Raw genomic sequence first — 22676 nt, 5'->3', positions numbered from 1 at the left:
ATCCTATAATGGGTTTACTTTAGTTTCTTTTCGATAACCTAACGGATTTATAGCTGTATGTTTTTGAAAAAATTTATTAAAATGACTTGAATCCGTAAAACCAAATTCCAATGCAATTTCAGATAATGAACACTCACTGTTCCTAATTCTGTTTTTGATCATTTCAATCTTCAGAGAACTGATATAGGTACCAAGAGACATCTCCATATTCTTTTTAAAAATGCCCCTTAAACCTGATTCAGAAAGTCTAAAAGTATTGCTTAAATTTTTCACCGTTAATTTTTCTGGAAAATGAATATGTGAATGAATATAATTTTGGATTCTCTCGATCTGCGTCATGCCATATTGAGCCGTCGTATCGTTGGCATTTTTCATTCTTTTATCAATCAGCAACAACAAACTTCTCAAAAGGTTAGTGTGAATTTCTGTCACTTGCTGATTGTTATCCTGCCATTCAGAAATCATAAGTTGCATAATAGTACTGATCTTGTTTAAAAACTGTACGTCATTATTGATCTCCACGGCATATAAATGCCACTTTCTCGTTAAACTGGTTAAGAGATTATCCCAATAATCTGTAGTACTCGAATTAATACCTGCTTTTAATACACCGGGCAGGAATTTGATCACGCTAAATTGGCATTCTTCTGCAATATAAAAATCGTGATGATCTTCAGGAGCCAGAAAAAACATTGTATCTCCCTTATATTCAGTGCTTATTTTATTCAGTTCATGCGTACCGCTTCCTCCTGCTACAAACATAAACTCATAATGATTGTGATTGTGCAAAGGAAAAGGCCATACTGATGTGCTGAAATACCTTATAAAGAGCGGCTCAAACTGAACTAATTTCATTTTGCAAATATCGGCAAAATATACAAATTGTTTATCGCATTATACCATTTTGTACATTTTCAACTACCTAAGTTTGCATTATTAATACAAGAATAAATATGTTAATCAAAGATAAAAGTAAATACGCCATTCCGGTTATGGCTTTTTCAGCCGGCACAATTGTCGCAAATGTTTATTACAGTCAGCCCATTCTCCAAAATATCGCAGGAGCATTGCACAAGTCAGAAAATGCTGTTGGCAAGATTGCCATGCTTGCTCAGATTGGTTATGGTGTAGGAATGTTTTTTTTGTTGCCGTTAGGAGATAAAATGAACAGAAAACGATTAATTATCGGAATCTGTTTTTTATTAGTACTTACATTAATACTCATCGCCAATACCTCTCACCTTGAATCCCTATTGGTCCTTAGTTTCTTTGCCGGTATTTTTTCTACTCCCGCACAAATTATTCTTCCAATGGCAGCCTCTTTAAATAAAGAAAACCGTGGGAAAAACGTAGGCGTTGTGTTTAGCGGTATTTTATGTGGTATCCTTGGATCACGTTTAATAAGCGGTTGGCTTACTGATATTTGGGGGTGGCAAAGTGTTTATTGGTTCTCTGCTTTGCTAGTCACAATCAGTATTGTATTGTTATGGTTATTCCTGCCCGAAGTACCCGTTAAATTTAAAGGAAGTTATCTCAACCTCTTACGCTCAACCATGCAATTGGTAAAGCGGTATAAAATATTAAGACAAGCAGCATTATTGGGTGCTTTTTCTTTTGGAATATTCTGCTCGTTCTGGACCACCTTGACATTTCATTTAAGCGGTACTCCGTTTAAGTATTCATCGTCAACTATTGGGCTTTTTGGAGTCATCGCAATTGGCGGCGCTTTAGTTGCTCCTTATTTTGGAAAATTAGCGGACAAAGGACAAATTTTCAAAAATCTCGCCCTTACTATTGGCCTTATTATGGGCAGCATTATTGCCATGATCCTGTTTCCTGAATCTGTTGCGGTATTAATTGGCGCAATCTTCTTTTTGGATATTGGTGTTCAGGCAACACAAATCACAAACTTTACAAGAATTTATGCCTTAGACGAAGAAGCACATAGTCGTTTGAATACTGTATATATGACCACCTACTTTATTGGTGCAGGAATAGGAACATTTTTCGGATTAATTAGCTGGACTTTAGGCGGCTGGCACTTTGCATTGCTGCAAATGTTATTATGGAGTATAATCGCAGCTGCAATTGTATGGCTTTCCAGTAAAAATAAACTTTAAAAATAAACAGATCTAAAATCAACATTAGATGCTGTTTTGATCTCTTATTAAAAACTTAAAACAAATGATACAAATTGCAATAATAAGTGATATTCACGCCAATCTTATCGCGCTGAACGAGGTATTAAATGATATTAAAAACAGGTCAATACACCAGACTTATTGCCTTGGCGACCTGGTTGATTTTGCCCCATGGGGAAATGAAGTTATTGAAAAAATTAAAAATAAAGGAATCCCCTGTTTATTAGGGAATCACGACGAAAGAATCGCTTTTGATATTCCTATCGTGCCGTTAGTTCATCACGACCAAAAAGAAACCGCCAACAGACTCATCGCTATTAATCACAGTAAAACCGAAATTGCTGCAGCAAATAAAAATTGGCTGGCTTCATTGCCTTATAATTTAGAACTGACATACAGGATCAATGAGGTAACAAAAAAAATACTTCTCGTACATGCAGGTCTGCTCAGTAATGATACTTATATTTATGAATCAGATTTAAAAAATGATACTGCAAAAGAATTAAAGGATAAAGGTATAGATGCAGTTATAATGGGGCACACACATCTTTCTTACATACAAAACCATTCGAATGTATTATTTGTTAATTCAGGTTCTGTAGGACGAAGCAGAGAAACCGACAGAAAAGCCACCTATTGTATATTGACTATTACCGAAAAAGGAATTGAAGCAGAAATAGTAAAAGTAGACTACAATATAAACGAAGTGGCCCAACAGATTTACAAAAGTGATATCCCTGATTTCTATGGTGATTTTTTATTAAACAAGTAATTTTAGCATTGCCTGAGTTTATTTTCCATTCAATTTCTGTATTCAATTAAAAATGGCTGGATAATTTATAAATTTGTACTTTAATTAAAATCCACACTTATATAAAAATAAGATAATTAAAATTATGTATACACATTCCAAAGAAACTCAAAGCAACTTAACCCCAACAGCTGCCCTCGATTTTTTAAAACTGGGTAACGAAAGATTTGTAAACAATCTAAAAGCAAACCGTAATTTATTACAGCAGGTAAATGAAACTTCTAACGGGCAATTTCCTTTTGCTACTATTTTAAGCTGTATCGACAGCAGGACTTCTGCCGAACTTATTTTTGATCAGGGATTAGGGGATATTTTCAGCATTCGTATCGCAGGAAACATCCTCAACGAAGACATTTTGGGCAGTATGGAATTTGCCACAAAAATGGCAGGTACTAAGGTTTTAATAATACTGGGCCATACTAATTGTGGTGCTATTACCGGCGCTTGTAATCATGTTGAAATGGGAAATTTAACGACTTTACTCCATAAGATACAACCAGCCATTTTAAACGAAAAAACTACAAAAGAAAACAGAGATGGTTCGAATGCAGATTTTGTAAAAAATGTTACTGAAATCAACGTACATCTTACTATCGAAAGAGTAAGAAAAGAAAGTCCTATTATTGCTGAATTAGAGCAACAGGAAAAAATTAAAATAATTGGGGCACTTTATGACGTAGAAACAGGAAAAGTGAAGTTTTACGAATAGTTCAAAAAGAACCAAATCTCTTTTGGAGCTAGTGATTTTGGTGTTTTTAATAACCTGTTCCCTTTATTTTAACCTTACTTTGTATTTATAATATAAAGAGAGCAGGATTATGAATAAATTAATTGGATCGCCAAAGAAAAAAGCTAAAATAAACGAATGGCTGATACTTGCAATTATTATTCTTGCGCTTATTCCCGTAACCATAGATGCAACTATTTTGCATATAGCGATTCCTTCACTTACGCTTTCTTTAGGCGCAACAGGCAATGAAGTAATCTGGATTATAGATACATATCCCTTAATAATGGCAGGTTTACTTTTGCCAATGGGTGTATTGGGAGATAAAATTGGTCATAAAAAAATCTTGATTTTTGGAGTCAGTATATTTGCTTTAGCCTCTTTATTTGCCGGCTTATCTACCCAGCCTCTCTATTTAATTTTATCCCGCGCATTACTAGCATTGGGAGGTTCAATGATTATGCCCGTAACACTCGCTATTATCCGTCAGACTTTTCCGGACCAGGAAAAATGTGGCCGTGCTTTAGGAATTTGGGCTGCTGTAGGAACTATGGGAGCCGCAATAGGACCGTTAATTGGCGGGATACTTGTAGAGTATTATTCATGGGAAGCCGTATTTCTTATTAATATTCCGTTATTGTTAATCGTTATTCCGTTAATTTGGTTTGGTGTTCCCAATGGCATTTCAGATCCTAAAAAACCCTGGATTTTTAAAGATGCCTGTTTGTTATTAATTGGCGTGATTGTTTTCGTGTACGCACTAAAAAGTATTTTTAAAGAAAATCAGTCTTTATATGTTTCTGCGATAGCCGGATTATTTGGTTTTTTATTATTAAGATGGTTCTTCAAAAAACAAAAGAATACAGATACCGCAATGATCGATATATCCTTACTGCAAAACAAGCAGATTTTGTTTGCTATGTTATTGTGTTTTGTACCGATGGCTGTTATTGTTGGATTCGAATTTTTATTAGCACAAGAATTGCAGTTTGTACATAAGTTTAGCCCCATAAACGCAGGATTATTCATGATTCCTTTTGCTTTTTCTTCAGCTTTGGCAGGACCCTTAACCGGTTATTTAATTGGTAAAATAGGTTTTCGAAAACTAATTATTACGGTGCTTTTCATATCCTCATTTTCGTTTTTTATGCTGAGTACTCTAAATTTCAGCTCTTTGACCATTCCCGTATTTGGCTGGCTGGTTGTTTTAGGTTTTAGTCTGGGAATGATTTTAATGGCCGCTACAAATTCAATCATGGCGACTGCACCAATAGACAAAGCCGGAACTGCAGGTTCTATGGAATCAATTGCATATGAGCTGGGTACAGGTTTAGGAATTGCCTTTTTTGGAATCGTACTATCACAGGTTTTTATTAGAAAATTCTCTATAAGCAAAGATTTATTATCAGAGATTGGTAATAAGTCATATAATTCAATTAGCGATGTACTTATTATAGCCAATAACCTTGACGCTGCCAAACAACAGGAAATGAAAAATGCGGCAATGATCGCTTTCCAGGGCGCGCACAATATAGTATTAATTGTAGCAGGATCAATTTTAGGAATATTAGCACTTGCAATTATATTCTCCGGATCAAAGAAGACAACAAAACTAAATCTGTAACAAATTCAAAGCATCTGCAGTTCGTACCGCTTCAATAGAATTATTTACCTGAAGTTTTTCTAATATATTCTGTCTGTGCCTGTTTACAGTATTGATACTTATATTCAACTGAGCCGCAATTTCCTTGCTGATTTCGCCTTTACTAATCAATGATAAAATTTCTTTTTCACGCAGTGTCAGCAAATTAATACAGTTTATATACGTGTCAACATGAAAACTTTCCCCTGTTTTGGTATTCACGATCTTCCCGTCAATGCCGGTTGCAGATCCATTTTTTTCAAATAAATAATTGTAGAGACAAACCGCAAGCCACAAACCGCCTTCTGAACTGTTTTTTAGATAAAAACTACGATGCAAAATACGCTGGTATTCCTTTTTTGCATTCAAAGTCCTGATTTTACATTTAGTAGCATAAGCCAATCTCTCTTCAGGCGCTACCGTTTTTAAGAAATTAAAAAACTCCAATTCTAAAAGATGTCTCTCAAAAAGATCTTCAGGATGAATGCGCTGATAAATATCCTCTTCCCAAATAGAATCAATAGTTAAAAATCCCGAAGTATCCATTTCAAAAAAACTTCCAAAATCACCCGTAAAAATGTAACTTTTGTTATCTGCCAAATCAGATAGTACAGCTACTGAATGATCTATTTTTACATATTCCTTCATTGTATTAATAGCTTCTTCCAGCGCTTCTCTTCGCGTATCCGGGCTGTCAATAAATTCAAAAGAAAAATTATCTTCTAATTTCGAGATGGGATTCATAATAGTAATTCATTTATTTTCTAATAGTATCGAATTACTATAAAGATCGTTAAAAATAGAAAAATATTTCGTTCTGACGTAAAATGGTTATAAATAACTATTGTTAGAAAAATAACGAATCCCCTACTTTGTAAATTATTAATAAAATTCAAATTTAAGAAATCATGAACAGAATGCACTTAGTTTTAATCTTTATAGGCATTATGGCTGTAAAAGTAAATGCTCAAAAATTAAATTCAATGAACTGGCTCAATGAGCCGGCTGAGTGGGAAATAAAAGACAATAAGCTTACCATGCAGGTTACGCCGCAATCTGATTACTGGAACAAAAGCCATTACGGATTCACAGTTTACGACGGACCATTTCGTTATACAGAAAGAAGCGGCGAATTTGAAGTAGTTGTAAAAATGAGCGGCGTTTATAAAACCAGATTCGACCAGGTTTGCCTGATGTTACGAATAGATGAAAACAATTATATCAAAACAGGGGTCGAATATGTAGACGGTGTTTATAATATCAGTACCGTTCATACGATCGATAAAAGTTCCTGGAGTGTAATGGGATTAAAAGAAAAACCTAAAAACGTATGGATGAAAGCGGTACGCCGACTTGATGCGGTTGAAATTTTTTATTCAATCGACGGAATCAACTATACGATGACAAACACAGTATATTTTCCGGAATATAAAACCGTACAAGTTGGTATGATGGCGGCAAGCCCTGACGGAAAAGGTTTTACTGCTATTTTTGAAGATTTTAAAATTACCCATCTTCCGGACCAAAGACGTTTAGAATGGTTAAAGAATAATCAATAATTATTCGGGCAATATTTACAACGATATACAGTCTCTCCTTCAGTATTCATAATAATGATTCTTAACTAAGCATTTAATAAACTCTAATTATGATCACAAAATTTTTATTATACCTTTTATTAATAATCCTTGCCATTTGTCAAAAAGCTTTTTGCCAACAAACACAAGGCAGCGTAATTCGTGAATCTGTAAAAGAGGAAACAAATAGCATGTGGAGCAAGTTTGTTGATATTAGGAGAGATGAGCATCACAATCCGGAATTAGTATACGAAAATATTTTTCCTGTAAATGGCAATTCATAAAATATCAACCATGAACGGTAAACATTTAATGTATAGTTTTGTAAAAATAACAACTGCATTTCAAAAAAAAATAAAACGGATGAGAGATAAGGATAAATTTCTGGAAGCTTTAATAAAAAGTAACGGACATCATAATGTTATTGATCTTGGTATACAAATTGGTCTGGATGAAAATGCTACAATGGAAATAATTACGCAACTTCTGTCCGAATACAAAATAGAATATACTGTAAACGGGGTTTGTGATTACAGCTTAATGAGAAGTCAAAACCGAATGAAAGGGTCTGGAAAGTAAGTGACCTGAATTGGCAATTATACAGTTATAAAACTGATATAAGACCAAGTATTTTTTATTAACTATTTGTATGCTTTTTAGAAAATATCCGCATCACTTTTTATTTCTATCTATTGCTAAAAATAAGATTCTTAATTGCTGCTTTTCAAGTGACAAAAAAGAATTGCTACAGCTATTGCTAAATAATCAATGTACAATGCATTAATTATTTAGCAATATTTTTGCTTATTTTTGTACCAATACAAATCCCATCAGATGAAACGTTCCGGTACAGCAGATCTTCCCTTACATTATGGACACGTTCCGTTATGGCTTGCTGAGCGTATGTCTAAACTTGGTTTGGCTATTGTAGAAACAATTGCTATGGAATTTTCTACTTCTGAGGTAATCAGCAAACTAAGTAATCCCTTCTGGTTTCAGAGTTTTGGTGCTGTAATGGGCATGGACTGGCATTCGTCCGGGATTACAACATCTGTACTTGGAGCACTAAAAAAATCAGTAAATCCACATTCAAAAGAACTTGGAATATACATTTGCGGGGGCAAAGGCAAAAATTCTCTGCTAACACCTCAGGAACTTTTATTTGTAGGCGAAAAAACCGGACTTGATGGTAATAATCTCGCAAATTGCAGCAGGTTAACTGCCAAAGTTGATAATACAGCCATTCAGGACGGATTTCAATTGTACCAGCATAATTTTATTGTCGACAATAAAGGGCAATGGGCCGTTATTCAGCAAGGAATGAATCCCAACTCACAAACAGCCAGGAGATACCATTGGCATTCGCAAGATTTAAAATCTTTTATAAATGAACCACATACCTTTATTTATGGCGAAAATCAAGGCACTATTTTAAATCTTACTGCTCAGGCTGCCACAAAATCCAGAGAAGGTATCTTAGAATTATCAAAAGAATCTCCAACAAAAATTATCAAGGAGATGCAATATCTTTCGATGCCGGCGCATCACGATGTCAGGATGGAAGATGTAAATATGAAAAGACTTGGTGCCATGCTTTGGGCAACACATGAAAATAAGCCGGAGGATTTTGAAGAACTATTACTTTTAAAAGGAATGGGACCAAGAGCCTTGCAATCATTAGCATTGGTTAGTGAAATAATTTACGGTACTCCTACCCGATTTGATGATCCTGCTCGTTTTTCATTCGCGCACGGAGGAAAAGACGGACATCCGTTTCCTGTTCCGGTAAAAATCTATGATGAAACAATAGACACTTTACAAAGAGCAATTAATCGTGCTAAAATAGGAAACAGTGACAAAATACAAGCCATTCAGAAACTATCTGAAATATCAAGAAAAGCGGAAGAAAGCTTTACGCCCAACACTAACTTTGATGCATTGATTCAGAGAGAACGCGATGAATCGCACAAATATGGCGGAAGAACTATTTTTGGAGATGCTAAACCTCCCAAAAAGAAACCTGCAAACCCTAATAATCAACTGGAATTATTCTAGGTATTCTTTTAAAACAAAAAAACCTCCTAATCAAATGATTTTGGAAGTTTCTTTATTTTGATGTTTTTATCTTCTAAATCGATCTCAATTTTCCTTGCCGTTATTTATAAATACCGGCATAAAAATCCAGAATCAATTAATTATGCAATTGATTTTTAAGTGCGTACAACTTGCTTCTAAGGTTATTTAATAATAAAGGATCAAACGCTTTTCCTTTTCCTTCATTTAAAAAAATCTTTTCACCAATTGTAATTTTCAAAATATGCCCTTGCTTATTAAAAAGTTCAGAGATTAGTTTTGAAGTCTGCAGCATAGGATGAATCGACTTTAGCATACTAAAGAAAAAACCATTGTTACCATGAAAGTATATAGGTAAAATAGGCACATTGGCTTTACTTATAATTTTGCCAACTACAGGATGCCATTCCGGATCTGTAATCTGACTCGTTTTAAAATTATACGAAGAAACTTCTCCCGCAGGAAATATGGCGACCGGAGTTCCTTCTCCAAGAGCTTTCAGTGTCATTTTAAGTCCTGTAATACTTGCAGAATTTTGCACGTTTTCAAACGGATTTACTGCAATAATACATTTTTCAAGATTTGGAATTTTCTTCAATAAGAAATTCCCCATGTACATTGTGTCAGGACGTATTTTTGCAAGAGTACTTAATAATGCCAATGATTCGATACCTCCGTAAGGATGGTTTGCAACTACTATAAAAGCTCCTTCGGTGGGAATATTTAATAATTCGGTGGCGTCTAACTGCACTTCTACACCAATTTTCTCTAAGACATGATTAGCAAAATCTGCACCTTCAAGATTTCCTGCCTCTTTTACAATCGTATTGAGATTGTTTATTTTCATTACTTTCATTAAATAAGAAGGTAATCCCGGAATAGGAATTTTAGAGAGACCAGCAATTTCAGAAAATTTTTCTTTGGATATCAATGTCATATAGTGTACAGTTGTTAAGGTTGAGTGTGGAACTAATTAAAGCCTAATAAGGGGTTTGAACTAATAATGAAGATTATTAATTCATTAAATTTTGTTTATGATAATATGTTGAATCAAAATGAAAATTCTGAATTGTAAAAAGAAGAGCCGGTAATATTCTTATTTTAATCATGCCCAAAGATACTCGGATTTTATATGCAAACATCTGAATATAAAAATAAAACAAATATCAGAAAAAATGGCTGTCAGGCTTAAATACACGATTGTATCTTATTAATTATGAACTAACAAAAGGAATAACGGATTCAGGGTTTATTTATTATATAAAAGCAAAAATCCCATTTCAAACGAAATGGGATTTTTGTTTTTCTTTTATTTCTATTGCTTAATTACATTTCATTCAATTCATTGAACTCGTGCAAAGATTTTAATGTATTTTCATAAAATAAGATGGCTGCGATAAGATTTCCTTTATCAGAATATGGCATCATCTTTCTCTGAAATTCTACTGTAGTATCTAAGAAAGTCGTAGTTCCGGCTGCCTGAGATTCTAATATCTTTTTGTGTACACCATCGTCCGGAATACCTAAGTCTGCCATTGTAACACCCGGTTTAGTAACCAAAGCAATATAAGGCAGGGTTTTTACTAAAACTTTAATACGCTCAATGTATAATTCTAAAAGTTCTCCTTTTTGCATACCACTCAATTCTTTTTGATCATGATATTTGCGAATTAGAGCTGTTGTACTGATAATACTTCTTGGAGCATTTTTTGCTTGTGCTGAAATAGCGCCAGTTGTCAGGAAGAAAAGGACACCTAGTAAAATAATCTTACTCTTCATTTTTTTTGTGTAATTGGTTGTTGATAAAAACAAAAATATATAAATTAACTTAAAATACAACTGTATTAAATTCTTTTTTTTTAAATTTAAAGAATTGCTATTCCCCTATTCCGTCAGCCTGCGTAAATAAGATACGATCTACAGGTTTAAAAAATGATTGCTAGGACTTGATTATTCTAAAACGTCCCGGATATTTTATCCATATACTTTTTTTGTTTCCATAATAATCCATAAACTCTTCACAAACAAAAACTGCGTGTGCTGTAGACCAGGCAACAACGCCGCAAAACTCACTGCCTGATTGTCGTTTTAGTTTTTCTATTTGTTTGCCTATTTTAAATCCTAAATATTTATAAATAGTCGGTGTATATACTGCACCATCCTCAAGATCCTCTAATGCCTTATTAAAAGTAGCCTCCTTGTCGATAATTTGCTTATATTTTGCCATCACAGCATAAGTCAATATTGCATAATCTGTTATTTTTTCACTCTCGCAATTGTCCTTTATAAATACAAAACCGGCAGAAATTTTAGCTTTATTGATTTCATCATTTTTCAAATTAAATGATGCATCATTCTTTAGTGTTATTTTATTTAAGCTGTCGTTTACCTTTTCAACTATAAAAAGATCGTTTAATCCGTAAACATTTAGAGCAGCCTTGATAAAAGCAATCGACGAACAGTTTGTGCGTTCTCCTTGTTTAAAGCTTTCGAATATTTTATCTGAACTCAGTTGTGCATATGAATTTGAATGGACAAACATTAAAAATAAAAAAATTGAAGTAACAGATTTCATTGTCTTTAAATTTTATAATTGTTTCCCAATCGGTTTTTGGGAATGTACAGATTTTACAAATCTATAAAAATCAACCGATAATTGTTTTTTCAGTTCTTAACTTTTTTCAAAAATAGCTAATAAGCACAATAATATTAAAAAACAGCAGCTGATCCGGCTGGTAAAAATAAAGCCTTACTGTTTTTTGAAAGATAAATACATGTTAAGTTTTTCCTTTACAGGCCATTTCATGCGAGATTTAAAGAAAATATCAATATTATTTCTATTTTTGTATTTTACCGCCCCAAATAATGAATAATCCTGAAAGTCCCCTACCGCATAATGAGTCAGAACGTCTGGCAGCATTAAAGCGATACAATATCCTTGATACGCTTCCTGAATATGCTTTTGATGATGCAACTAAACTGGTTGCCTACATCTGTAATGTTCCTATTGCGCATATTTCTTTTATAGATAAAAACAGACAATGGTTTAAATCTGAAATTGGACTTGGTGCATCAGAAGTACCACGCGAAATTACTTTCTGCCGATATACCATTATGGAATCAAAAACGGTTGAAATTCGTGATACGTATTTAAACGAACGTTTTAAAAATGATCCAAATGTTGTTGACGGTCTCAAAGTCAGATTCTATGCAGGTATTCCGCTAACCACGCCTGATGGCTATAACATCGGAACTATTTGTGCTATCGACCATGTTTCTAAAGAGCTGAGCGAAAACCAGCTCAATGCGCTCTCTATTGTTGCAAAGCATGTGATCAACCAACTGGAACTAAGAACTAAGAACCTTGAATTAGCTGCTCAGAAAAAAATTGTCCAGCGTGCTGTATTGGCAAAAGATAGTTTTTTAGCTAATATGAGTCACGAGATCAGGACGCCACTTAATGCGATAATGGGTTTTACAGATCTTTTAGACCAAACAAATCTAAATGCTGTTCAGCGCGATTATATTGAAAGTATGCAAATTGCACAGGAAAACTTACTCTTAATCGTAAATGATATTCTTGATCTTTCGAAAATCGAATCTGGTAATTTAACGATTGATGAACAGCCCTTTAATCTAAAAAACTCGCTTAAACACATCTATAATTTACTAAAAGTAAAAGTGCCTGCAGCGGTCGAATTTAATCTCTTTCTTGATGCTGATATGCCTGAAATCGTTATTGGTGATCAGGGAAGACTTAACCAGATTTTAGTAAACCTAACCGGCAATGCCCTTAAATTTACTGAAGAAGGCGAAGTAACTGTTTCCGTAAAAAATATCGAAGAAACTGCCGAACATTATTCGCTTAAATTCTCTATAAAAGATACCGGTATTGGAATACCAGAGCAAAAGCTTGAGCATATTTTTGAACGATTTACCCAGGCAGAAGAAAGTACTACCAGAAGATTTGGCGGTACGGGACTTGGCCTTAATATTGTAAAACAATTAATTGAATTGCAAAATGGCGAAATTCAGGTAAAAAGTAAACCTGGACGCGGTTCTGAATTTTTCTTTGTGCTTAACTATAAAAAAGCAAATTATATTGAGACAGTAAACCTGCCGTTATCAGATTATAATTTAGGAAAACTAAAAATCCTTCTTTGCGAAGACAATTTTCTTAATCAAAAACTGGTAAAAAACGTTATCCGTAATTTTGGTTTTGAATTGGATATTGCAGGAAATGGAGAAATAGGAATAGAATTTTTATCAAAAAATAAATATGATCTAATTCTAATGGATCTTCAGATGCCTGTCAAAGATGGTTATCAAACTACACAGTACATCAGGAATACAATGAAATTAAACATTCCTATTATTGCCATGACCGCGCACTCTCTTGTTGGCGAACAGGAACGCTGTTATAATGAAGGAATGAATGCTTATGTACCAAAACCTTTTAAACAGGAAGCGCTTTTAGAGGCTATAAAAATGGCGTTGAGCAAAGATGTTACCCTTGTATTGAAAAGGAAAATAGATCTTTCTTTCTTAGAAGAAGTATCTTTTGGTGATTTAGGTTTTAGACAAGATATGATTGACCTTTTTTTAGAAAAAATCCCCAATGAAATAACCCTTTTAGGATTGGCAATTAATAATAATGATATAGATACCGTTAAAAGACTTTCGCATAACATGAAGTCAAGTCTTGATATATTCCTGCTTAAGGATTTAAGTAATTATGTATCTATTATTGAGAAAGAAGCCTTCCGCGGACAATTTAGTTCTGAAACCCTGGATAAGATCAATATTTTGCATAATGAAATCATTGAAGTCACTACAATTCTAAAAAAAATTCGATAAAATAAATATACCAATAGAAATCATCTGTTCAGGATTTTAATTTCCCAGAATAGATTTCAAATTCTAAAAAGTCCGTCTTTTTACAAATTTTCCAATCAGGATTTCGTAAAAAAACGGACTTTTTTATGCCTTCTGAATTTTATTCTCTCACTCCGACACAAAATTCAATGAATAACCAGCAAATCAAAGAGCAGCAATCCTGAATATTTGTGTCTTCAATTTGTTCCTTTCGTCTTAGATAGTATGTTTAGGATTATAAACCATCGCTGTACACAAACAGTTTTTTCTCTCTTTACTCATTAATATCGGGCAATTGATACAAGACTTACATCCTTCCCAAAAAACATCATCAGTAGTTAACTCTGAATAAGTAGCGGGTTCAAAACCCAGTTCATGGTTCATTTTCATAACTGCCAGCCCGGTAGTCAGACTAAATATCCTTGCGTCAGGATATTTCTGGCGGCTTAACTCAAAAATCTTTCTTTTAATCTTTTTTGCCAGACCTGTGTGTCTAAATTCAGGCGCTACAATCAATCCGGAATTAGAAACAAACTGACCATTATCCCAGGAAGAGATAAAAGAGAAACCTGCCCATCGCCCATCTGTTGCAAAAGCGATAATTGCTTCGCCTTTTTTAATTTTTTCCTCAAGCAATTCCGCAGAACGGCCGGAGATACCAGTTCCGCGAGCTAAAGCAGATGCTAATGTCATATCGCTTATTTCTTTGATCCACAAAACGTGGCTCGCATTCGTTGCTTCAATCGTAAAATCGAGCAGCTTTTCAGCAATCTGATTGTTGCTTAGTAAAGTTGTTTTATTTTGAAATGGCTCTGATAGCAGGAAATCCTTTCCTGCAAAATCTATAATATTCTGTTGGGTTTTCATATTTGGTTTAACGTATTTCCCGTTTTATTAATAATGTTAAGTATTGAATTTATTAGAAATACAGCATCTTATATTCAAATTAGATACCAAATACAACATCCTAAACAAGTCACACAAATTAACTACTGATTATCAAACACTTAAAAAAAACACAGTATTTTATAGACGATTAATACAGCTATCAAAATGATAAAATCTTCTCATTTTGATAACAAAACAATTATTGCTCAATAACTGGGATTTCGTCTCTTAAAATCCTCCGGAGACAATATTTACACAAATTCAAAACATTTATAATAAAAACTGAAAGTCCTTTTTCAACCTCCCGTTTAACTTCGCTTTATAAAATATTCAAACAAAAAGAGTACAGATATAAACGATTCAACTATGAAAAAAACCTTTAACCTATTTCTTGCCATTTTCACCGTTACCTTAAGTGCTTTTGCCCAGCCCAATCCTGATGATACTTCTTTGGCTTGGTTTAAAAAAACAACTGGGGTAATTCAGTTTCAATTAAACAAAGCGGCACAAACCTATAAACCGGGAAAAAATCCGCGTTCTGTAAATCCCGACGGAACGGTAAGATTAGCCGGCTTAACCGATTGGACAACGGGTTTCTTTCCCGGAAGTCTTTGGTACGGATATGAACTTACAGGAGACAAAACATTAGAAAACGAAGCAAAAAAGTTTACACTCGCACTGGATTCTATTCGAAATATAAAAAATACCCATGATGTGGGTTTCATGCTTTTTTGTTCTTACGGAAATGCATACAGAATTATGGGAGACAAAATTTAACTTCCCGTTTTGGCAGATGGCGCTGCAAAACTTTATGCCCGTTTTAGTCCAACAGTGGGTAAAATTCGTTCCTGGGACTTTGCATGGTGGCATTATCCTGTAATTATCGATAATATGATGAACCTCGAATATTTATATTGGAGTGCCAATCAGTTTAACAAACCCGAATATACTGATGCCGCTACTACGCACGCTTTAACCACTATGAAAAACCATTTTAGAAAAGATTACAGTTCTTATCATTTGGTTGATTATGATCCCAAAACAGGCAAAGTATTGCGCAAAGCAACACATCAGGGTGTTACAGACGAATCGGCTTGGGCGCGTGGTCAGGCTTGGGGATTATATGGGTATACCTTGTGTTATGCCAATACTAAAAATCCAAAGTTTCTGGAACAAGCAGAACATATTGCCTCTTTTATTATGAACCATCCGCGAATGCCAAAAGATAAAGTTCCCGTTTGGGATTTTGATGTACACAATGCCTTAGATATTGCTGAACGTGCGCCAAGAGATGCGTCTGCTGCTGCTGTAATAGCATCCGCTTTATTAGATTTGAGTACTCAGGCAAAAGACGGAAAAAAGTACGCAAACTATGCCGAGGATATATTAAAATCGCTATCATCAGATGCTTATTTAGCAAAACCGGGTGAGAATAGCTTCTTTTTACTAAAACATAGCGTAGGTGCTTTTTTATACAATTCAGAGATTGATACACCACTTGGTTACGCTGATTATTACTATCTGGAAGCTTTAAAAAGATACGCTACAATCAAAAAAATTGATTTCTCGCAGAAATCGTAATTTAGCCAACTGAGATGAAAATTATAAAAAACCACATTTATTTTTGTATTTATCATACTTCTTGCTCAAAACACTTTTGCGCAGGAAGCAAAAATCGATAAATCAAGTTTTGCCGCTATTAACTTAGAAACCGGAACTATTGAGAAAAATCTTTAGGTCAGGAAGACATTCAATTGACGATGGATTTAATCGAAAAAATAAAACCACACCAAATCTATGCAGCCGGAGATTTGGCAGATCCGCACGGAACTCACAAAGTTTGTCTGGATGCAATTTTTGAAGCTGTAAAAACATTAAAACCAAAACCATTTATGAACGATTGCTGGGTTTGGTTGTATCGAGGTGCCTGGCAGGAATGGGGAATTGGCGAGGTTGAAATGGCGGTACCAATGAGTCCGGATCAGGTTCTGGCAAAACGTCACGAAATTTTCAAACATCAATCGCAAAAAGATGGTGTTGTTTTTCAGGGAACAGATGCAAGGGAATTTTGGCAAAGAGCCGAAGACAGAAACAGCGAAACTGCTGAACTCTACAATCAATTGGGGTTATCCCGTTATGCTGCTATGGAAGCTTTTGTGAGATGGGAGTTTTAATTAGAATGATTTTCCCGGGATTAATCAATGAAATCCCTTCGCATAATTAAAAAAAGAGCTTTGAAAACCCAGTCTGTGTGCACAAATATTAGAGAACAATTTTGAACCCAAATTTCACAAACTAAATTAACCACTTACAATTTGTGCTAATTAGTGAAATTCGTGTTTTTTTTATACTAGTATTCACAGACTGGGTTTTTAAAACTCTTTTTAAATTTATAATGGCTTGACATTCATAAAAATAATCATTCGTTTATAGCTTTACCTTCTATGAACAGTTTTATCAGCATCAAAAAACTGTACTTCTCCTGTTTGCATATTGTAAACAGCGCCAACTAATAATATTTCGCCTTTTTGTTCCATTTCCTTTAGAATACTGCTTCTCTCACGAATTTGATCGATATCTAATAAAACATTTGCATCACATACCGCTTCTACGAACGCTTCGTTCGAAGCTGTTTTTTCACCTTTAAAATTCAAACTTGCTTCTTTAACTGCAGGTTGTATTTTATCCAGCAAAGTAGTTATATTACCTAACTTGACATTACTTATAGCAGATTTGATAGCACCGCAATATTCATGGCCCAAAACTAAAACTACTTTTGCTCCTGAAACTTTGCACGCATATTCCAGACTTCCTAAAATATCATCGTTTACGATATTTCCTGCTACTCTGGCAACAAATAGATTTCCGATACCACTATGAAAAACATCTTCGACAGGAACGCGAGAATCCAGACAAGAAAGAATTACCGCTTTTGGATACTGCCCTAAAGATGCTTTCCTGACTCTTTTTGTAGTATTACGAATCGTAAGATTATCTTCAACAAAAGCTTTGTTACCGCTTTTTAATCGTTCCAATACTTCAATGGGAGTGAGTTTTGCCTGTTGTTCAGACGTTAAGATATCTGAAGAAATAATATTTTTCTTGTCAATCGACATGATTTCATTTGTCTTTTCCTGACTCCCTACTGCAGAATGATAGTTTTGGCAGCCAATAATAAAAAATAAAGAAAAGATAACTACACTTTTTTTCATGAGATAATCATTAAAATTAAATAATGGTTTTGGTATTAATTCACTTTTAAATAGTGAAAAGTATCCCCGTCAACTGCTTTTTCACTAATTACAACCCATAAAAATCCATCACCTATAAAAAACAGATGATGGATTTTTTTCTAAAATAGTAAGCTTACTCTACCCCGCCGCCTAAAGCACGATATAAATTTATTGCTGCATTCAATTTTTCTAATTTGATGGTCACAACATCAAGATCATTTTGCAAAGCACCATTTTGTGCTACAATAACATCCAGATAAGTTACCATTCCGCTCTTATAAAGTAAATTGGCATCGCTGGTTGCCTTATCTAATGAAACTGATTTTTCTGTAGCAAGTTCTATACGTTCATCAGCATTTTTTAATCTTGACATCGCGTCTGAAACTTCTCCTACAGCTACAATAAATGATTGTTTAAACTGAACAACGGCTTTCTCTTGTTCTAAAACAGCAATTTCATAAGCTGTTTTTAAAGCACGTTTTTTAAAGATAGGCTGTACCAAATTTGCCGCAATGGTTTTTGTTACTGAACCCGGGAAATTAAACCAGGTATCAAATTCAAAAGAATTCACTCCAATAGATGGACTAAGACTCAACGTTGGATACATGGTTGCTTTTGCCAAACCTGTTTTAGCATTGGCAGACATAACGGCATACTCAGCAGCCTTGACATCTGGTCTTCGGCTTAAAAGTGATACGGGAATTCCTGACGGCAAAGCAACAGCAAATTCTGCTACATCAAGATTTCCTGTTCGTGTAATACTGTTAGGATATTCACCACATAAAATTTGCAATGCATTTTCCTGAACCGCTATATTTGCCTTTGCTAAAGGAACCAACAATTCCGCTGTTTTCTTTTGTGCCTCCGTTTGGTAAACTGCCAATGAACTTATCATACCGGATTTATATTGCATTTGCATCATACTTAAAGTATTATTACTCAAATCAATATTTTTCTGCGCTATTTTAAGCTGTTCGTCTAATCCTAAAAGGTTATAATAAGATTGGGCAACCTGCACTATAATTCTTGTTTTTAGGGCCGAAAGATTTTCTTTCTGAGCAAAATAACCTGCTTTGGCATCTCTTTTTTGCATGGCCGCTTTTCCCCATATATCAGCTTCCCAGGATAATCTAAGATTTGCACTGTAATCGTCCATATAATCCTTGCCAATAAATTGTGCACTCAAAGAACCATTAAGCGAATTTTTAGACTGATAACTACGGCTCGCACCTGCATCAAAATCAAGCGTTGGCAATAACGATAATTTTGCCTGTTTGTAAGTAAGATCAAGCTGTTCCATACTTTTCATGGCGATAAGCACCTCGTTGTTTTTAACGAGGGCTTTTTCGATCAAATCAACCAGTAGCGGATCTTTATAATAACTTTTCCAGGGATGCAAAACTGTATCTCCGGTTAATGCGACTTCTTCACGATATTTTTCAGGTGCATTTAAATCTGTGCGAGCATATTTTTTCCCTACCACACATGATGTTAGCAAAACACCCGTAAATAAAGAAACTCCAATTTTAAATAGTACTCTCATTATTCTTCTTTTATAGGTTGAATTACACTCTTTTTACCGGATACTTTTTCTTGTAGATATTGGAAGAGTATAAAAAGTAACGGAATTACAAAAACTCCCAAAACTACTCCGCTAAACATTCCAATAGCAGCACTTACACTAATAGATCTGTTTCCAATTGCTGTACCTCCAGAGGCAAACATCAAAGGAATCATACCTGCAATAAATGCCAGGGATGTCATTATAATAGGTCTTAATCTTGACTTTGCTCCTTCTATGGCGGCTTCGGTTATTGACAAACCGGCGTTACGCCTCTGAAGGGCAAACTCTACAATAAGAATGGCGTTCTTTGCCAGAAGACCTACAAGCATGATTAATCCTACCTGAACATAAATATTATTGTCAAGTCCCACCGCTTTGACTCCTGCAAAAGCACCTAATATTCCGGTTGGGATAGAAAGTAAAACTGCAAGCGGCAATAAATAACTTTCGTACTGGGCTGCCAGTAAAAAGAACACAAAAAGAAGACATAATCCAAAAATGGCAATAGTCTGGTTTCCTCCTGCTTTTTCTTCAAGACTCAATCCTGTCCATTCGTAGCTGTAATCAGATGGAAGTTTATCCAGAACCGTTTCAAGATTTCCCATAATTTGTCCGTTACTAAATCCCGGTAATGCTACCGCCGTAATATTAACCGAATTATAAAGATTATAACGATTAACAGATTCCGGTCCGTAAACTTTACGAAGTTTTACCAGGGATTTTACAGGAACCATTTCCATTTTGGCATTACGAACAAAGATTTCGTTAAAGGCATCCTGATCAGTTCTAAAAACACCATCGGCCTTAACATTTACTCTGTAAAATTTTCCAAATCTTGAAAAATCTGCTGACTGGTCTCCGGCAAAATAAGTCTGAATATTATTCAGGAGATCTCGAACATTGATTCCCATTTGGCTCGCTTTTTCCTCATCTACTTCAAGTTCAAACTGCGGATAATCTGCCCTGAAAGTCGTATAAGCATATTCCACTCCGGGCTGTTGCATTATTTGCCCTATTACTTTATCAGCCATCGCTTTTAATGTTGCCGGATCACGTGCTGTTCTATCCTGAAGCACTATTTCTGCTCCACTTGTAACACCAAATCCTTCAACGGGAGGCATTCTAAGCACCATTATAGAACCTTCTTTTATCTTCGATAATTTACCGCTTACGTTATTCAGGATCGTTTCGATATCCTTTACTTCTCCTCTTTCTTTTTTAGGTTTTAATTTTATAAATCCTAATCCGTAGGCAGTACTGGCACTATTACTCAAAATGTTAAAACCTGTAATACTGGTATTGTTCGCAATTGCTTCTACTGTAGAAAGTTCTTTCTCCATTTTCTTTACCACTTCTGTAGTACGATCTAATGCTGTACCAGGTGGCATCGATAAACTGTAAATCATAAAACCATCATCTTCAAGAGGTACAAAACTTTTAGGAGTAGATATCATCATCATGATAGCAATCGCACTGATTCCTACAACTAATCCTCCTGCAAGCCATTTTCTGCCAATTAGAAAACGAACTCCTTTGATATACTTTCCTGTTAAGTTATTGAAGCTTGTATTAAAACCTATAAAAAAACGTTCTTTAAATCCTGTTTTATGACTATTGTCTTTATGTTCTCCATTATGATTGTTCTTTAGCAAAAGCGCACATAATGCCGGCGTAAGGGTAAGTGCATTTACTGCCGAAATAATAATTGCAATCGCAAGTGTATAGGCAAATTGCTTATAGAAAATACCTGATGATCCTGTCATAAAACCAATTGGAATAAATACAGCTGACATTACTAAGGTTATCGAGATAACTGCTCCCGTAATTTCTGTCATCGCGCTATGAGTCGCCTCTTTAGCAGTAAGACCGGAATCTTCTTCCATTTTACTGTGCACAGCTTCGACGACCACAATAGCATCATCGACGACAATCCCAATGGCAAGTACCAAGGCAAAAAGCGTTAGGATATTTATGGTAAATCCAAATACGAGCAGGAAGAAAAATGTTCCTATAATAGCAACAGGAACTGCAATTGCCGGAATAATTGTAGATCGAATGTCCTGAAGGAAAATAAAAACTACTATAAAAACCAGAACGAATGCTTCCATCAAAGTAGATTTTACCTGTCCCGTGGCTTCATCAAGCCGCTCTTTGGTACTCATTACGTTAACGTACTTGATACCGGGAGGAAAAGATTTAGACAATCTTTCTACTTCCTGATTAATACCTATCTCGATATCATTTGCATTCGAACCTGATGTTTGTAAGATTGCCATTGTTACGGCATTTTTACCGCTGGATTTATTATCTCCACTGTATGAAATAGAACCAAACTCTACTCTTGCAACATCTTTAAGCCTTAAGATATTATTACCATCGTTTTTAACAACAATGTTTTCATATTGTTCCGGTTTGTTTTTCTTTCCTTTATATCGGATAACGTACTCTAATGCTGCTTTTGATTCTTCGCCCAGTTTTCCCGGAGCTGACTCTAAACTTTGACTGGCAATTGCCTGCGTTACATCTAAAGGTACAAGTCCGGCATTGGCCATTTTTCGAGGATCAAGCCATACTCGCATTGCATAATCTTTCTGTCCAAAAATTTGTACCTGTCCTACACCGGGAACACGCTTAATTTGGGGAACAAGATTGATATTGGCATAATTTTGCAAAAACAACTCATCGTATTTATTGTTGTCATCTGTATAAAGATTAAAAACAACAATCATACTATTTTGCTGCTTCGAAGTTGTAAGTCCCATTCTTACAACTTCCTGAGGTAGTTTTGGCGTCGCTTGCTGTACTCTGTTCTGAACGTTTACCGCAGCCTGATCCGGATCTACACCTTGTTTAAAAATGACACTGATCGAAAAAGATCCGTCATTACTGGCTGTAGATTTTATATACTGCATGTTTTCAACACCATTAATCTGCTCCTCGAGAGGTGTTACCACAGAACGAATAACAGTTTCACTATTTCCTCCGGGATAAGAACCACTTACCATTACGGTTGGCGGCGAAATATCAGGAAACCTCGTTACCGATAATCTTGTAAGACCTATGATACCTAATATCACCAAAACAATGGAGATAACCGTAGCCAATACAGGCCTGTCTATTATTTTTTTTAACATGGAAAATGTTA

At 35.0% G+C, this 22676-nt stretch carries 20 protein-coding genes and 1 pseudogene; 12 read left to right on the top strand and 9 right to left on the bottom strand.

Translation table 11 applies throughout. The annotated features are described in order from the left end of the window. Positions 1 to 3: 3 nt before the first annotated feature. Complete coding sequence (locus NJT12_RS15655) at positions 4 to 855, bottom strand: AraC family transcriptional regulator (RefSeq protein ID WP_271336857.1); 852 nt, start codon at positions 853 to 855, stop codon at positions 4 to 6. A 98-nt stretch (positions 856 to 953) separates the two neighbouring features. Between NJT12_RS15655 and NJT12_RS15650 the strand changes: the two genes are divergently transcribed. The 4 genes from NJT12_RS15650 (at position 954) to NJT12_RS15635 (ending at position 5303) form a co-directional block, all read left to right on the top strand. Then, the gene (locus tag NJT12_RS15650) at positions 954 to 2120 is read left to right on the top strand and encodes an MFS transporter (RefSeq protein ID WP_271336856.1); all 1167 of its coding nucleotides are present in this window, start codon (positions 954 to 956) and stop codon (positions 2118 to 2120) included. Positions 2121 to 2184: 64 nt separating this feature from the next. After that, entirely contained in the window at positions 2185 to 2913 is a 729-nt protein-coding gene (locus NJT12_RS15645; RefSeq protein ID WP_271336855.1) for a metallophosphoesterase family protein, read from the top strand. Positions 2914 to 3037: 124 nt separating this feature from the next. Next, positions 3038 to 3661, top strand: a complete 624-nt coding sequence (locus NJT12_RS15640) for a carbonic anhydrase family protein (RefSeq protein ID WP_271336854.1) — start codon at positions 3038 to 3040, stop codon at positions 3659 to 3661. A 109-nt stretch (positions 3662 to 3770) separates the two neighbouring features. After that, positions 3771 to 5303, top strand: coding sequence for an MFS transporter (locus NJT12_RS15635; protein WP_271336853.1), 1533 nt, complete (start codon positions 3771 to 3773; stop codon positions 5301 to 5303). On the opposite strand, the gene NJT12_RS15630 is transcribed toward NJT12_RS15635, so the two are convergent. After that, complete coding sequence (locus NJT12_RS15630) at positions 5292 to 6065, bottom strand: response regulator transcription factor (protein WP_271336852.1); 774 nt, start codon at positions 6063 to 6065, stop codon at positions 5292 to 5294. The two genes, NJT12_RS15635 and NJT12_RS15630, sit on opposite strands and share 12 nt — an antisense overlap. A gap of 164 nt (positions 6066 to 6229) precedes the next feature. Between NJT12_RS15630 and NJT12_RS15625 the strand changes: the two genes are divergently transcribed. The 4 genes from NJT12_RS15625 (at position 6230) to NJT12_RS15610 (ending at position 8953) form a co-directional block, all read left to right on the top strand. Continuing rightward, positions 6230 to 6880, top strand: a complete 651-nt coding sequence (locus tag NJT12_RS15625; RefSeq protein ID WP_271336851.1) for a DUF1349 domain-containing protein — start codon at positions 6230 to 6232, stop codon at positions 6878 to 6880. Positions 6881 to 6969: 89 nt separating this feature from the next. Further along, a complete protein-coding gene (locus NJT12_RS15620) occupies positions 6970 to 7182 on the top strand; it encodes a hypothetical protein (RefSeq protein ID WP_271336850.1) in 213 nt (70 codons plus the stop codon). 10 nt (positions 7183 to 7192) lie between these two features. After that, positions 7193 to 7477 (top strand): hypothetical protein, encoded by a 285-nt coding sequence (locus NJT12_RS15615; RefSeq protein WP_271336849.1) that lies wholly within the window; start codon positions 7193 to 7195, stop codon positions 7475 to 7477. 255 nt (positions 7478 to 7732) lie between these two features. Beyond that, positions 7733 to 8953, top strand: a complete 1221-nt coding sequence (locus tag NJT12_RS15610) for a DUF763 domain-containing protein (RefSeq protein ID WP_271336848.1) — start codon at positions 7733 to 7735, stop codon at positions 8951 to 8953. 136 nt (positions 8954 to 9089) lie between these two features. On the opposite strand, the gene NJT12_RS15605 is transcribed toward NJT12_RS15610, so the two are convergent. The 3 genes from NJT12_RS15605 to NJT12_RS15595 all read right to left on the bottom strand — a co-directional run bounded on the left by NJT12_RS15605 (position 9090) and on the right by NJT12_RS15595 (position 11546). Then, positions 9090 to 9908 carry a 1-acyl-sn-glycerol-3-phosphate acyltransferase gene (locus NJT12_RS15605; protein ID WP_271336847.1) on the bottom strand — a complete coding sequence of 273 codons (819 nt, stop codon included), beginning with the start codon at positions 9906 to 9908 and terminating at the stop codon, positions 9090 to 9092. A 389-nt stretch (positions 9909 to 10297) separates the two neighbouring features. Next, positions 10298 to 10750, bottom strand: a complete 453-nt coding sequence (locus NJT12_RS15600) for a hypothetical protein (RefSeq protein WP_271336846.1) — start codon at positions 10748 to 10750, stop codon at positions 10298 to 10300. 160 nt (positions 10751 to 10910) lie between these two features. Next, positions 10911 to 11546, bottom strand: a complete 636-nt coding sequence (locus tag NJT12_RS15595) for a hypothetical protein (RefSeq protein WP_271336845.1) — start codon at positions 11544 to 11546, stop codon at positions 10911 to 10913. Positions 11547 to 11836: 290 nt separating this feature from the next. On the opposite strand from NJT12_RS15595, the gene NJT12_RS15590 reads away from it, so the two are divergent. Further along, positions 11837 to 13828 carry an ATP-binding protein gene (locus NJT12_RS15590; RefSeq protein WP_271336844.1) on the top strand — a complete coding sequence of 664 codons (1992 nt, stop codon included), beginning with the start codon at positions 11837 to 11839 and terminating at the stop codon, positions 13826 to 13828. A 234-nt stretch (positions 13829 to 14062) separates the two neighbouring features. Here the strand turns inward: NJT12_RS15590 and NJT12_RS15585 are convergent, their stop codons facing one another. Next, entirely contained in the window at positions 14063 to 14713 is a 651-nt protein-coding gene (locus NJT12_RS15585) for a GNAT family N-acetyltransferase (RefSeq protein WP_271336843.1), read from the bottom strand. Positions 14714 to 15100: 387 nt separating this feature from the next. Here NJT12_RS15585 and NJT12_RS15580 point away from each other — a divergent pair, with 387 nt between their 5' ends. From NJT12_RS15580 to NJT12_RS15570, 3 genes and pseudogenes are all read left to right on the top strand, one after another. Further along, a complete protein-coding gene (locus NJT12_RS15580) occupies positions 15101 to 15511 on the top strand; it encodes a hypothetical protein (protein ID WP_271336842.1) in 411 nt (136 codons plus the stop codon). 9 nt (positions 15512 to 15520) lie between these two features. Next, a complete protein-coding gene (locus NJT12_RS15575) occupies positions 15521 to 16315 on the top strand; it encodes a glycoside hydrolase family 88 protein (protein WP_271336841.1) in 795 nt (264 codons plus the stop codon). A gap of 126 nt (positions 16316 to 16441) precedes the next feature. After that, positions 16442 to 16908: pseudogene (locus NJT12_RS15570) on the top strand (glucosamine-6-phosphate deaminase); the annotation flags it as partial. A 261-nt stretch (positions 16909 to 17169) separates the two neighbouring features. Here NJT12_RS15570 and NJT12_RS15565 read toward each other — a convergent pair. From NJT12_RS15565 to NJT12_RS15555, 3 genes are all read right to left on the bottom strand, one after another. After that, positions 17170 to 17946, bottom strand: a complete 777-nt coding sequence (locus NJT12_RS15565; protein ID WP_271336840.1) for a carbonic anhydrase family protein — start codon at positions 17944 to 17946, stop codon at positions 17170 to 17172. A 154-nt stretch (positions 17947 to 18100) separates the two neighbouring features. Further along, positions 18101 to 19510, bottom strand: coding sequence for an efflux transporter outer membrane subunit (locus NJT12_RS15560; RefSeq protein WP_271336839.1), 1410 nt, complete (start codon positions 19508 to 19510; stop codon positions 18101 to 18103). Then, positions 19510 to 22665, bottom strand: a complete 3156-nt coding sequence (locus NJT12_RS15555) for an efflux RND transporter permease subunit (protein WP_271336838.1) — start codon at positions 22663 to 22665, stop codon at positions 19510 to 19512. Before NJT12_RS15555 ends, NJT12_RS15560 begins: the two co-directional genes overlap by 1 nt. Positions 22666 to 22676: the final 11 nt, after the last annotated feature.

Origin of the sequence: Flavobacterium azizsancarii (genome assembly GCF_027980145.1) — a bacterium.
GTDB lineage: Bacteria > Bacteroidota > Bacteroidia > Flavobacteriales > Flavobacteriaceae > Flavobacterium > Flavobacterium azizsancarii.
The sequence above is the reverse complement of the archived record's forward strand: the minus strand, read 5'-3'. Positions and strand labels throughout refer to the sequence as shown.